We start from the raw sequence: 12,665 nt of genomic DNA, 5'->3' as shown, positions 1-12,665 counted from the left end.
AGGAAGAGCCATTCATCCCCCGGATACATCACGGGGGCTTTCTGGCTCGTTTTCTGTAACGCATTCCACTCGATCTTTGTTCTGGAGCTGACTCAGCCACTTTTTCACAGAATCCATGTCGCGTTTCGGAAGCAAGTCAATGATGCAATGATGTTCAATGTCAGCCAGCACGCAATAGATATGATCTTCGACGTAGATCTCGTCGATGCCTAAATATCGAGGAGTTTGGATGACATACTCTTGCTCCAGGCGCGAAACCTCAGCATGAAAGATCATGCGTACCACTTTTTCGCTCATACCCAGCGTCTTTGCGAGGCTTGTGAAGGTGCCGGTGAGCTGGAGCGCATGGGCCTCGATATACCGGATCAGCCGCTCGGTTGCATCATGAGATGCGTGAATGCCTGGAAGTTGGTCAAGAAACGTGCCAGAGCACTCCCGGCAACGGTAGCGGCGACGGTGCGCGAGGATCTGCACTGGCTTCATACGGATGGGGAGATCGAAAAGCGTGCGAGATCGAGAGCCAAAGCGATAGGGAGGTCTGGCACTCCCACACAATGGACACGCGAAAAATGCATCCTCGATCTCAGCTTCGATCAGGAGGTGCATCTCTTCTTCCTGGATGTTGCATACAACCCATCCAGGCAAATTGAACAAATCAATATTTTGCACTAAAAAATGTTCTGGCTTTTGATAGTTGAAATAACGGTATCACTCTCTTTGCATTCCCCGTTCTTTTCCACAACCAAAATGACGGAAAAGATTTTCCCGAAAAGATGTGTGCTCTTATTTTTGCAATAAAGTCTTTCGTAATATAAAAGTGCATAAGAAGATTTTATAGGTACTATGATGAAAAAGAGCTTTGCCTGCGTGGCTCATCTCTTTGCACCGTACCACTTCCAGGCACAGACCAGGAGTTCGCGCAGAGCACGCAGGATCACCGCTGGCTTCGCGCCCGTGGCCTGGCCCCCTCTACGCGGCAGGTGGCGCACACCCAGTTGGGTAGAGGCCAAGCCAGCGTGCTTGAATTTATAGAGGATTTCTGTATTGATCATTGCCCCACGCGTCTCCAGGCGCAGTTCCCGCAAGAACGTGCCAGGATACAGTTTAAACGCGCAGTCGATATCCCGTACAGACACGCCAAAAACCAGGCGCACCAGCATGCTCCAGCCCCAGACATTGAGCTTACGCATCCAGCTGTCCTGGCGCTTGAAGTGGTAGCTTAGCACGGCATCGTACTCCTGTAACAAGGGGAAGAAACGCTCCAGATCGCGGATATCAAATTGCCCATCCGCATCCATAAAAAAGATCAGATCTTTGGTGCTCGCCTCGAAACCCCTCACCAGGGCCGCTCCGTACCCCTGATTCACGACATGATGCAGCACCGTTAAACGCGGATGAGCTGCCGCGACGCTCTCCAGAATGGTGGAAGTCGAGTCCTGACTCCCATCATTCACCACGATGACCTCAAAATCCAACGTCCATGTTGCCAGCGTCTCAAGCACAGTGGCTACGGTGCTCGCAATCACCGCCTCTTCGTTATAGGCTGGCAGAATCACTGATATACTCGCTGTGGCGATGTTCTCTTTCACAACTGGCTCCGTTTTCTTCAGGGGGGTGAGTCCGTCTCTCGTCGATCGAGAATGCGCTGGATGGATGGTTGCCTGCTGTTTCAGGCGATGGTGTGATCCGCTCGCTGCGAAAGACCCAGAAGTGCAGAATGAGGTACGAGAGCACGGTGTTCGCAGCAACCGCCAGCAGTTTTGAGGCATTCCCCCAGAGCATGGCATTGGCAAGCAATGGATGCAAGGCATTGCCTATGAGCCACAGCAGCCCATTGCTCGACAGGATTTCGAGCAACAGGCTCAAGAGAAAGCGGCCCACTTCCTGGCTGGTCGGTCTCTGCTTGTGCCCGAACGTCCAATACTTGTTCAAGAAAAAACTACTCGCGGCGCCAGCGATATAGGCAAAGGAATTGTAGATGACCAGGATGTGCACCTGTGTAGTGGGAAAGCGGAAAAGCAGGATATTGAGGACCAACACATCTATGAGCGTGTTTGCGACACCTACCAGGCAGTAGCGGAACCACTGCCAGAAGCGACTGCCCCAGCTATGGTAGCGATGGATAGGAGTATCGGATATGTTCTTTGATGAAGTTGCTTGGATCTGTCCTTCTTTTCTTTCTCTCAAGATCATGACCAATCCCTCCTGTTTGGAAAGCGAGCATAGTGCTAGCATGATATTCATGGTGTTCTCAGTCTTGCCCATCCCCCGAGGAGTTTCGCAGTTTGAGGGCAGCTCGCATGATATTCGGCAAGCCCAACGTAGTGTTGGCAACCAGGTATCGGCTCTCCCAGCAGGGATCGAATTTCCGTTTAAAGGCGAAAAGTGTCCGGCTGGGGCCCAACAGCGCCGTCCGATCAGTGACAAAACGTGCAAGCGCCCGCCCCGCAGCAGTCATTTCCTGCCTGCTATCGGCCAGGGCAACCAGGCCCAGGCTGACCCTGTGCGCTCCGCACACACGAAAGCGCTCCATGGCCCGCACCAGTAACAGTTCCATCACTCCCGGCGGTGCGTTGGGGACCCGACGCATCAAATCGAGCGTCCATCCCCATCCCTGCATCTCGGATTGCCTCCCCGGCACTGTGACTTCACTTGCGAAGCATCCGTAGATGGGGGTGAAGGTCACAAAGGCGCAGGGCTGGCCCGCGCTCGTTTTTGCAACTGCGGTCAGAAGGCGCGGGGCGGCGAGGGGCAGGACGGAAGCCGGTGTGGAGATGGTGGCGATCATTTCAGCCTGCTCAGCTGACTCGGTTAATTCATCCACTCTCCCCATGCCGAAGCCTCTCTCCTCTGCCTGCTTGCGCGCTTTCTGACCCAGCCAGACCCCAGTGATGTCTTCGAGGTGCTGCATCACGTCCACAGGAGGCGCACCTTCATACCACTGGATGTCTACGCCTTCGCGCTCGGCGCGCCGACAACTGGTGCGCACATTTGCCAGAGCCGAGCCTCGCAGCGTAAAGGTTTGAGGATGAAGGATCGCTTCCTCACCCATCTTGAATGCTCGCAAATGGAGGGAGCGATAGGCGGCCAGGCGCCCAGGGGCTGCTTGATAGAAAGCGACACGCCAACGATGCAAGGCGCAAAAGTCAAGGAAACGACGTGCAACGTGTTCGTGGGCTTCTGGTGCGCACACCGGGTCACCAAGCACGACCGCGACCTTGTGCATCAGTTGATAATTCACCAATCCCGATCCACCGGATGCCAGGAAGTGCCTGTTTTTCGGGGCCAGTCCAAAGAATGCGAGCGTGTGGTCACCATAGAGGCGCAGCAGTTCTGCTTCCGGTTGAGGGATCTGGGCATACCGGTCCTTTGGATCGGCGCCTGCTATCGGAGGTTGTTTGCTCATTCTGCGCGAGTCCTTCTGTAAAAATGGGTCAGGAGCTGGGCACCGGTGTCTTGTCGCCCCGGTGCCCGAACGCTCGTGGATCATCAGTGTGCAGCGGCGCAATCGTACAACTTCATGTCGTTGGGATTAGGGCCAGAACCGAGCTGGGGGCCAGAACTAGCGCTGGGACCGGATGAGGAAGATTGCCATTGGCTCGACGGTACCACCTTACAGTGCTGCTTCGCCCAGGTAAGCACATCTTCTCCATGAGTACCAGCGGACCCGCCGCCTATCTTTCCTATGGTTTGCCCCTGTCCCTGCTGGGGACCCTGATTGGGATCTTGCGGCTCGTTCAGCAGCAGGAAGCGTAGCTTACCCGAGGAGACGAGGGACGCGAGTTCGCTGGTCGTCAGGGGATAGCTTGAGAAACCGTCGAGTGGGATCACCGGCTTGTTGGTCGCGAGAATGATGTCATCAGCCATACCAGCCACAGCGGCCAGGATTTGCGCGTTCCCCTGATGGGTCGACAGGTAGCGAATCAGCGCTGGATCCACGCCGCCCTTATCCACGACCCCTTTCTTCATGGGGTTCAAGCCCCCCATAGGGCCATCATTTTGACTGGGACCCGCCAGCGGCAGATCCGATTCCGTTCCCTGGAAGATGGGGATGGCTGCCCACAGTGTCGGGCCAAGTACCAGGGCAACCAGCCCAAGAGCCAGTGCAGGCATGAGCAGGCGGGCCACCCTCTCATTACGTGTGAAGCGCAATGGGAGGCGGGCGCCGATGAGCACCAACACTGCCAGGGCGCACAGCACGATGAGCAGCGGGATCATCCAGCGGCCCCAATTGGGATAACCGGTGAGGATGAAGACCTGTTCAGCGGCCGTGGCGATCAGCGCCAGGGGCAACAACCAGGCGCGCCAGCCCGAACGACGATAGTCCTGCCACATCGTCACCAGACCAATCCCGCACAGCGCCGCAAGAGCTGGATACATCACCGTCAGGTAGTACTCGTGAATGAAACCCGCGACGCTAAAGAAGACGCCCATCGTGAGCAACCACATGCCCCAGAGAATCAGCGCTTGCAGTGTGCGATCACTTCGCGGACGAGGACGCCGAAATTTCACAAGCGCGATCATCCCAACAATCGCCAGCGGCAAGAGCCAGCCACTCTGGCCTGCAAGAGGTTCAGTGAAGAGGTGGAATGGAGCTGGAACAGCGTTCCCCGGGGCATTCCAGGTACCGTTCCCTGTAGTGATAGAGATCCCCGCTGGTGCCTTTCCCTTGCCAGGGCCTGCTTGACTGCCAGATGTGCTGCCAGGTGATTGTACGTTGTTGGGAGTAGCCGTTCCTCCTTTTATCCCCACCCCCAGCAGACGCTGGAGGCCATTGTAGCCAAGAGCCAGGCCGATCTCCGAGTTCTCCTGGGTAGAGCCAACATGCGGCCGAAGCGTCGCCGGGGTGAGGTCCACTGCCAGCGCCCAGGAGAACGAAATCACCAGGAGCAAGAGCAAGGCAACCGCCAGGTGCCAGAGACGCTTCCAGATGCTGGTGGGCGCGGCAAGCAGGTAGAGCAGTCCAAAGGCAGGAAGCACCAGGTACGCCTCCAGCATCTTGATATTGAAGCCGATGCCGACCATGGCGGCGCACAGCAGGAGCCAGCGCGGCCGCCCGGTCGCAGCCGCCCGCAGGACGGCCCAGGCTCCCACGAGCAGGACCAGAGCCAGGGTGCTATCAATCGTCACGTTGCGATTGGTGACGATACTGACCGGCGAGAGTGCCAGAGCAAGCGCTGCCAGCAAACCAGCCGTTGCCCCAAACTGGCGGCGTACCAGAGAATAGAGCAGCAGCACCGCCAGCACGCCACACAGTGCCTGGGGCAAGAGCACGCTGAAAGGGGTGAGGCCGAAGATTTTGGCGCTCAGCACCTGCAACCAGAAGCCCACAGGTGGCTTGTCGAGCGACGTGAAGCCACCTGGATCGTAGGCGGCGAAAAAGAAATTATGCCAGTTGTCCATCATACTTCTCACGGCGGGGGGATAATACGTATCGAAGCCGATTTGCCCCAACTTGTAGAAGTTCATGAAGACAGAGATGAGAAGAATTGCTCCCAGCGCTATGCGCTGCCAGACTACAGTGTCTTTCTGCGGCTCCGGTTGTTCTGTCGGATACTCAGGCTCAGCCTGATTACTTGTTGTGATAGTCTCAGCCATATCTCTTTTCTCCTGTTGCGATTCTCGCCTTCGAGGAAGGAAGATCATCACACGATAGATACCTGCCTACAAAGATGAAAGGGATGATTCGCACTTGCTACTCTCGCAGTCTGTTCTGCCGCCTGTCATCGTGGAACTCCCCTTGTAGAAATGTCTGATGAGGCGGCACAGATTCGGGCTCATACTAATTTTTTTCAGCAACATTCCCGCTAAGCAGATGTCATTTGATGCAATAGATGTAAACTATGCATCATGACCTCTCAATCAGCCGTGAAGGTTGGCTCTTATCTCAGACATTAGGATGAAGAGTCATCTTTCTGCTTGGACGATTGCTCATGGGCCGTGATTCAATGCAGCTTCTCCATGAAATAGCACTATTATCTGCTATTTCTCTCTTTGCTTAGCGGGAATGTTGCTAGGAAAAAATGGTAGACCCCGAATTCGCGCTCTAGCCAACCGGCAGTTCACCCAGGGAGACGTTGAGCGTTACCTGTTGGGTGCCGCGATAGATTTTCACTGCGACGACATCGCCCGGCTTGTGTTGGAGCAGGGCCGTGCTCAGATCGCTGGCGCTCTTGACGGTTCTGTTGCCCAGTTGCACAATCACATCGCCTGTTTTCATGCCAGCTGAAGCAGCCGGTCCAGAAGAGGTGACGTTGACAAGCATGACCCCAGAAGTAACGCTGAGGTGATTCTTCGCCGCTACCTGTTGATCCACATTGGTGACTATCACCCCCAGGATAGAGCGGCCAGTATGGGTGACATGGCCATCAGCGATCATCTGTTGGGCGATAAAGTTGATGCGATTCACCGGAATGGCGAAACCCAAACCATTCGCGGGGGTGTTAAACTCGGTATCGATCGCGTTCAGCGTGGGTATCCCGATCAGGTTGCCCTGCATATCGAGCAGTGCGCCGCCGCTATTGCCGGGGTTGATAGGCGCGTCCGTCTGAATGGCATCGGGCAGAACTGGGCCGTTCTGACCCTCAGAAACGTTGCGATTGAGTGCGCTCACAATGCCGCTCGTCACCGTCTCTGCGTTGCCCAGTGGGCTGCCAATGGCCAGAACGCCCTGCCCAACACGTAATTTGGACGAATCACCCAGATGCATCGTCGTCAGGCCAGAGGCAGGGGGGGTGATTTTCATCACGGCCAGGTCATCCGCCGGATCGGTCCCCACCACGGTCGCGGGCAGCATGGTACCATTTGCGAGCGTCACCTGGACGGTGCTCGCCCCTGCAACCACATGGTTATTGGTGACGATATATCCACGCCCATCGATAATCACGCCCGAACCCAACGCCTGCTGGCCCGGACTACTCACGTGAACCTGCACAACTCCCGGCTGTACTTTGCTGATGACCGCTTCGCGCACGGCATCCGCGTTGTTGCCGGTCAGTGGTGGCACGGTTACGTTGGAGCTCGTGCCAGGCTGGAGCGTGCTCGTGCTTGAGGGCGAGAGCGCGGTGCCGCCGGTGCGCCCGAACTGCCAGCCTGCGAAGAGTCCAACCGCGAAGACCAGGGCCAGCAAGGACGTCAGGGCGATCAACGCGCTGGTGCGCAGTCCTGAGCGCCGGGGTTGTACTGGCTGGTTTGCAAGCATCCCAGGCTGTGTACCCAGCATGCCTGGCTGAGCCGCTGGCTCGGTGGGGGTCGAGGAGGGCAGCCCGGCAGGCGTGGCGGGTGGAGAAGCATGTCCGAAGGTGTTCGCACCTGGCGGGCGATGGGTCGGCCCTGGTTGTGTCTCAAACGACCTGCTCTCCCAGTCTTCCGGTGTTTCCTGGGCGGATTGCTCATGATTGGTTCGTTCATTGATGGTTGGCCGCAACAGATGCTCATCTATAGGTTGCATACGTTCTTCTTCCCCTTATGATAGCCCTTTTTTCGTATCCTTCAGTTTTTCACGTCTCTCGTCAGGAACTCTATGTGCGCACCTCCCGGCGATATCCGTATGGCTCTCTTCTCGATACGCCAGCCTTCTTCCCGCTGACTGGTCGCCTGCGGTTGCGTCACATACAAAGCTCTGATGGCGCAATAGAGCGAGAGGGAACGCTCAAACGGTTCCTTTCCAGAAGGGGTAAGGTTCCCTTTTTCGCATCTTCCTCCCGCCCTCCGGCGACCAATAGGCTTTGGTGGAGAGCGGGATACAGCAGAAGCCGCTCAGTGCTTTATCGCTTGCGACCTTTCTTCTGCTTCTGTGGTAATGATCTGCTGTTGATTGGCCGCACGTAGTTCTCCATCGTTTTGATCTGTCCATCCTCCATTTCCATACGCACATCCGCGACTTCCGCAATACTGCGGTCATGCGTCACCACGATGACCGTCCGCCCTTGTTCAGCAAGCTGCTTCAATAACTGAATAATCAGTTTGCCGTTGCGCGAGTCCACATTGCCGGTTGGTTCGTCGGCCAGGATCACCCTGGGATTGTTGGCCAGCGCGCGGGCGATAGCCACGCGCTGCTGTTGTCCACCGGATAACTTGCCTGGTTTATGCGTGTGCCGATTCTCATCGAGGCCGACCCGTCTGAGCAAGGTATGTGCTCGTTCGTGCAGATCTGCGTTCGTCATGCCTCCCTTGAGTTCCATGGGCAGCATCACGTTTTCGAGCGCGGTTAGGCCGGGGATGAGGTGGAAGGATTGAAACACGAAGCCGAGCTTTTGCCTTCTGAAGCGGTGCTCCTGTCCACCTGAGAGCTTTTTGACATCTACTCCGTCAATCAACAGTTCCCCCGAGGTGGGCTTATCCAGTCCTCCCAATAGATAGAGAAGCGTGGATTTTCCACACCCGCTGGGTCCCAGAATCGCGATAAATTGTCCCTCGGTAAAGGCAAAGCTGACCTCATCAACCGCTTGAATCACCTCACCTGCGAACCGAAAGGATTTGCTCAATCCTTCGGCAACAACGGTCACCGTTGGCAGGGTTGGGCCTGGTTGCTCTGGTTGCTCTGGCTGTTGTTCCACAGGCGGTGCCAGGTCCAGTTGCGTGTGTGTGTGTTCCACAGAAAAGAATTCTGCATCCATAAGAAATGATCTCCTCTCTTCAAATCGTTTAATGACTGGCTTTTCTCAAGACCTCGGCGGGCTTGATATGGGAGACGAACCAGGTGGGGATCAGGCTCGTGAGGAGTGCCAGCCCGATGCCTACTCCCACGATAATCAGCAGCGTCTGGGCATTAAGTGTGGCTGCTGCCAGGTGCACATCGCTCAGATGATTTGACGCTGTTGAGCTTGACGTCACGCCATTGATGATCAAACCAGGACCAGAGGATTGGTTCGGACCAGGAGCACTGGCATTTGCCAGTGAGGACGCATCAATATCGAACTTCTGGGAGATGAAAGGTCCCACGGTTACGAGCAGGAGAACGGCCAGCGCTGCTGCCGTGGCGCTCAATGCCGCGATTTCCGTCCAGAACTGTCTGAGGACCTGCAAATGGGAGGCGCCGATGGTCTTGAGGATGGCGATCTCTGCTGTCCGTTCGCGCACCAGCATGAGCACCGCGAAAACGATTACGGCTGCCGCGATGAGAAACGAGACGAACAGGGCAACCTGGATGCTGTTTTGCGCCACCTGGAGCGCCTGAAACACGTTGCTGTACGGGGCATCCTGAGTGACAACATCGTACGCCTTCCCCAGTGCGCTGCGCAGCCTGGCCGCGACGGCCTCAACCTGCTCGTAACTGGCCGCGTTGAGCGTCACGCTATCCACGCCATTGATGCCAAACACCCTCTGCATGGTCGCCATCGGCAGGATCACGCTGCTGCCCGAGAATTGATTTGTCGTGGTATAGAGCCCGATAAGCGTGAAGGTGGTCCCGTGCAATTTGAAGGTTGCGCCAACGTGCAGGTTATTGGCCTTCGCCACATCCTTATCCATCAACGCCACATTGGCGTTGGCATCGCTGGATCGAAAGCCGCGTCCAGCCACCAGCCTTGGGGTATCCCCACCCATCAGGGTAAAATTGGTGACGTTGCTGGAAATGCCGTTCACGAAGAGAGGTGCGTTCACCCTCTGTCCAGTAGGATCGGTCAGCTGACTGCCTTTGAGAGCCCCTTCCATGTCTGGACGCGCCAGGCTCTCCTGCACATTCGCGACCCCCTGGGTCTTCCTGATCTTCGCGACTGCGCTATTTGGAATGGGTGTGGGACCCTTCCCGGCCAAGGAAGGCCCGTTCCCATTCCCTGTGGATGGACCGATTATGACTGACCCGCCGCTTTGCTGCGCGTTTCTGGCATCGTTGGACGCGTAACTTACCGTAATACCCGTCCCTACCTTCTTATGCACTGTGGCGAGTTCCTGTTGCGAGTTTGCGCTCAGGCTCACCATTGCTGCGACAAACATCAGGCTCGTTCCCAGGAGTATGACCACGAGAATCATCCTGAGCGGGTTGCGAAGCACGTTCCTGATGCTCCGTATGACGAGTTTCATGAAAAACTCCTTTTCTTATCTTACACTGGCTATTCATGAAGAAAATCATGAAAGAGAAGAAACGGCTTTTCTCTGCCATACATAGGATAGGTGATCGATGTGAGGAACGTGCGAGGAACGTGCGAGGAAATAGTAAGGATCAGGTGTGGTGAGCCATCAGCACCTGATCCCTGGTGAAAACCGCTCTTTGGAGATGAAAGCGACGGGTAAAAGATCCTGATGCGCGGGGGCGAGGGCTGCGACGGGTAGCGTAAACGTAAAACAGGTACCCTTCCCTACCTGACTCTCGACGCTTACCTGGCCGCCGTGAGCCTGGACCACCTGCTTGACGATAGCCAGACCCAGCCCTGTGCCACCGGTGGCGCGGGCGCGGGAGAAGTCGGCGCGATAGAAACGCTCGAAGAGGTAGGGGAGGTGTTCAGGCGCAATACCAACCCCGGTATCCCGCACACTTATGTGGACTCCCGCTTCGCTGAGACCGGCGGCGAGACAGATCTCTCCCTGGCTGGGAGTGTGCCTGATGGCATTGCTTAACAGATTGCGCAAAATCTGAGCGACCCGTTCCTGGTCGGCTTCGATATGGGGGAGATCGGAGGGAATAGACACATGCAGCGTCAGCTGTTTCTCTGCCAGGTGTGGCTGGACGATCTGGACGGCCTGGCTCGCGATATCTGCAAGCTCGATTGGCTGGCGCGTCAGGTGCAGTTGGCCAGCCTCGGCCAGGGAGACATCCTGCAGATCGGCTACCAGCCGGTTCAACAGAGAGGTCTCTTCATAGAGCGAGGCGAGGGTCTCCGGCGTTGGCTCGAGCACCTGATCCTGGAGGAGTTCCAGATAGCCTCGAATGTTCATCAGAGGGTTGCGTAGTTCGTGAGCCACATCGCTGACCAGGTTGCGGCGCAATTGCTCCGAGCGGCTCAGGCTATCAGCCATCGCATTGAAGGCGTGAGCGAGCGCTCCGATTTCGCCTCTGGTTGTGATGGAAACCCGCTGGCTCAGGTCGCCTTGCTCCATCCGTTCGGCAATCGTCTTGAGCGTATGGAGCGGTTTCAGAATCGTCTGGGCAAACACCAGGGCCAGCAGCAGAGCAGTGAGCCCGGCGATGAGGATGGCCAGCCAGAGCGAGTGATTCACAGACGTCAGAAAGCTTGCTTCTGGTGAGTTATCGGTGGATAAAGAGATGCCCTGAAAAGAGGTAACGACGCCCTGGCTGGGAGGCTGAGACGACAGATCCGTGGGAATATAGAGCGGTGCTGAGAGTGGAGAAGAGGTGTCAGAGGAGGAAGAGTATGAGGTAACAAAAAACTCTGGTCCTGGAGGAAGCGTCTGCCCAATGAGTGTGCGCTCTGAATCGGCGATGACAAGCCTTTGATGATCGAACAGGACGATACGCCGGTGCGAGCTGCGCGCCAACTGTTCTGCCAGATTTTGTAACGCTGATTGGCTCTGATGCTGAGTGTAGGCAGTGAGCATCGTCGAGATGACCTGCTGGTCGTCCTTGGCCTGAGTGTAGATCTGCAAGTTGTTGGTTGTCGCCTGGCTGGCAAACAGTGCGACGGTACCCACCGCTACCATGACTACCAGCATAAACATGAAAATGAGGCGGAAACGCAGGCTATGCAACATCATTTGCTCTCCTCAATGTATAGCCGACGCCGTGTACGGTCTGGATGTACGAGGGCTGCTCGGAATGAGTGTCGATTTTCTTGCGCAAATTTCCCAGATGAAAGTCTATAGCGCGATCAAAGCCATCGTAGTTTGAGCCGCAGACCCGTTCCACCAACTCCTCACGGCTAAAGATCCGGCCAGGATTGCGGACAAACGTCTCAAGGAGCTTGAACTCTTTGGGGGTGAGGCGGATCGCTTTCCCGCTGAGCCAGACCTCGTGCCTCTGCACGTTGATCACGAGATCGCTAAAATGCAGCGTTGCGGGACGTTCCTCAGACCGGTACGTCCGGCGGAGCACGACGCGCACACGCGCGACCAGCTCACGCAGGCTGAATGGTTTGGTCAGGTAATCATCCACGCCCAGGTTCAATCCCAGGAGTTTATCATCTTCCGTGGCTTTGGCGGTCAACATAATCACTGGAATAGTGGATTCTAAGCGCACAATCCGGCAGAGGTCGAGGCCGCCAACATGCGGTAACATCCAATCAAGAATAATCAGGTCAGGAGCCTCACTCCGAGTCAATGCCAGGGCTTCAATCCCGTCATACGCTTCCAGCGTCTCGAAATGTTCGTTTTTCAGGGAGAGTCGGATCAAATCCACCGTTTTTTTATCGTCATCCACAACAAGAATTTTGTATTTCATGGTTCTACCTCAGATGGTGTGAGCGTTTTTCAATGAGAGCCCGGAACTAAGAACGAGAAAGAGAGATCGGTCGTTTCTACTGTTTCTACTGTACACAAAAGTTGTAAGCTTTTTGTGAGGAATGACTCTCAATTTTCTCCTACTGCAAATCAGTGACACATGAATTTTGCTTCACTTTGCTCTTCTCTACCAATTAGTATATGAGTTGTAGATGACTCCTCCTCCTCTGCTCTCCCTTTTCTGAGAGGATGATCGGGCTTTTGCCTTGCTCCCCTGGTCGTGTCATGCTTGGCGCGTCGTAATCTCCTTGGGGATGCATCCGCCTGTTTCC

10 protein-coding genes are annotated in these 12,665 nt (G+C 55.9%); all 10 read right to left on the bottom strand.

The window, feature by feature from the left end:
• Positions 1-12: 12 nt before the first annotated feature.
• On the bottom strand, positions 13-606 hold the full coding sequence (locus KRAC_RS56890) for a transposase family protein (protein WP_007922639.1): 594 nt from the start codon (positions 604-606) through the stop codon (positions 13-15).
• A gap of 266 nt (positions 607-872) precedes the next feature.
• Positions 873-1,589: a glycosyltransferase family 2 protein gene (locus tag KRAC_RS56885; RefSeq protein ID WP_007922637.1), complete on the bottom strand. Its 717-nt coding sequence runs from the start codon at positions 1,587-1,589 to the stop codon at positions 873-875.
• Positions 1,537-2,193: a GtrA family protein gene (locus KRAC_RS56880; protein ID WP_007922635.1), complete on the bottom strand. Its 657-nt coding sequence runs from the start codon at positions 2,191-2,193 to the stop codon at positions 1,537-1,539. The genes KRAC_RS56885 and KRAC_RS56880 overlap by 53 nt, the downstream gene beginning before the upstream one ends.
• Positions 2,194-2,251: 58 nt before the next feature.
• Positions 2,252-3,406, bottom strand: coding sequence for a bifunctional lysylphosphatidylglycerol flippase/synthetase MprF (locus KRAC_RS56875; RefSeq protein ID WP_040448555.1), 1,155 nt, complete (start codon positions 3,404-3,406; stop codon positions 2,252-2,254).
• A gap of 83 nt (positions 3,407-3,489) precedes the next feature.
• Positions 3,490-5,598 (bottom strand): ArnT family glycosyltransferase, encoded by a 2,109-nt coding sequence (locus KRAC_RS56870; RefSeq protein WP_007922629.1) that lies wholly within the window; start codon positions 5,596-5,598, stop codon positions 3,490-3,492.
• A 448-nt stretch (positions 5,599-6,046) separates the two neighbouring features.
• Positions 6,047-7,450, bottom strand: a complete 1,404-nt coding sequence (locus tag KRAC_RS56865) for a S1C family serine protease (protein ID WP_007922627.1) — start codon at positions 7,448-7,450, stop codon at positions 6,047-6,049.
• Between the two features lie 316 nt (positions 7,451-7,766).
• Positions 7,767-8,618, bottom strand: a complete 852-nt coding sequence (locus KRAC_RS56860) for an ABC transporter ATP-binding protein (RefSeq protein ID WP_007922625.1) — start codon at positions 8,616-8,618, stop codon at positions 7,767-7,769.
• Between the two features lie 28 nt (positions 8,619-8,646).
• Positions 8,647-10,023: an ABC transporter permease gene (locus KRAC_RS56855; RefSeq protein WP_007922623.1), complete on the bottom strand. Its 1,377-nt coding sequence runs from the start codon at positions 10,021-10,023 to the stop codon at positions 8,647-8,649.
• Between the two features lie 156 nt (positions 10,024-10,179).
• Entirely contained in the window at positions 10,180-11,652 is a 1,473-nt protein-coding gene (locus KRAC_RS64620; protein ID WP_083815264.1) for a sensor histidine kinase, read from the bottom strand.
• Positions 11,639-12,334, bottom strand: a complete 696-nt coding sequence (locus KRAC_RS56845; protein WP_007922615.1) for a response regulator transcription factor — start codon at positions 12,332-12,334, stop codon at positions 11,639-11,641. The genes KRAC_RS64620 and KRAC_RS56845 overlap by 14 nt, the downstream gene beginning before the upstream one ends.
• Positions 12,335-12,665: the final 331 nt, after the last annotated feature.

The organism is Ktedonobacter racemifer DSM 44963 (assembly GCF_000178855.1).
In the GTDB taxonomy this organism is placed as follows: Bacteria; Chloroflexota; Ktedonobacteria; order Ktedonobacterales; family Ktedonobacteraceae; genus Ktedonobacter; species Ktedonobacter racemifer.
Note: the sequence above shows the minus strand (reverse complement) of the source record. Positions and strands in the feature narration are given on the sequence as shown.

Excerpts from the sequence above, each read along its gene's own strand:
- KRAC_RS56845 (WP_007922615.1), bottom strand. The coding sequence starts at position 12,334 with ATGAAATACAAAATTCTTGTTGTGGATGACGATAAAAAAACGGTGGAT.
- KRAC_RS56875 (WP_040448555.1), bottom strand. The coding sequence starts at position 3,406 with ATGAGCAAACAACCTCCGATAGCAGGCGCCGATCCAAAGGACCGGTAT.
- KRAC_RS56865 (WP_007922627.1), bottom strand. The coding sequence starts at position 7,450 with ATGCAACCTATAGATGAGCATCTGTTGCGGCCAACCATCAATGAACGA.
- KRAC_RS64620 (WP_083815264.1), bottom strand. The coding sequence starts at position 11,652 with ATGATGTTGCATAGCCTGCGTTTCCGCCTCATTTTCATGTTTATGCTG.
- KRAC_RS56880 (WP_007922635.1), bottom strand. The coding sequence starts at position 2,193 with ATGATCTTGAGAGAAAGAAAAGAAGGACAGATCCAAGCAACTTCATCA.
- KRAC_RS56860 (WP_007922625.1), bottom strand. The coding sequence starts at position 8,618 with ATGGATGCAGAATTCTTTTCTGTGGAACACACACACACGCAACTGGAC.
- KRAC_RS56870 (WP_007922629.1), bottom strand. The coding sequence starts at position 5,598 with ATGGCTGAGACTATCACAACAAGTAATCAGGCTGAGCCTGAGTATCCG.
- KRAC_RS56855 (WP_007922623.1), bottom strand. The coding sequence starts at position 10,023 with ATGAAACTCGTCATACGGAGCATCAGGAACGTGCTTCGCAACCCGCTC.
- KRAC_RS56890 (WP_007922639.1), bottom strand. The coding sequence starts at position 606 with ATGCACCTCCTGATCGAAGCTGAGATCGAGGATGCATTTTTCGCGTGT.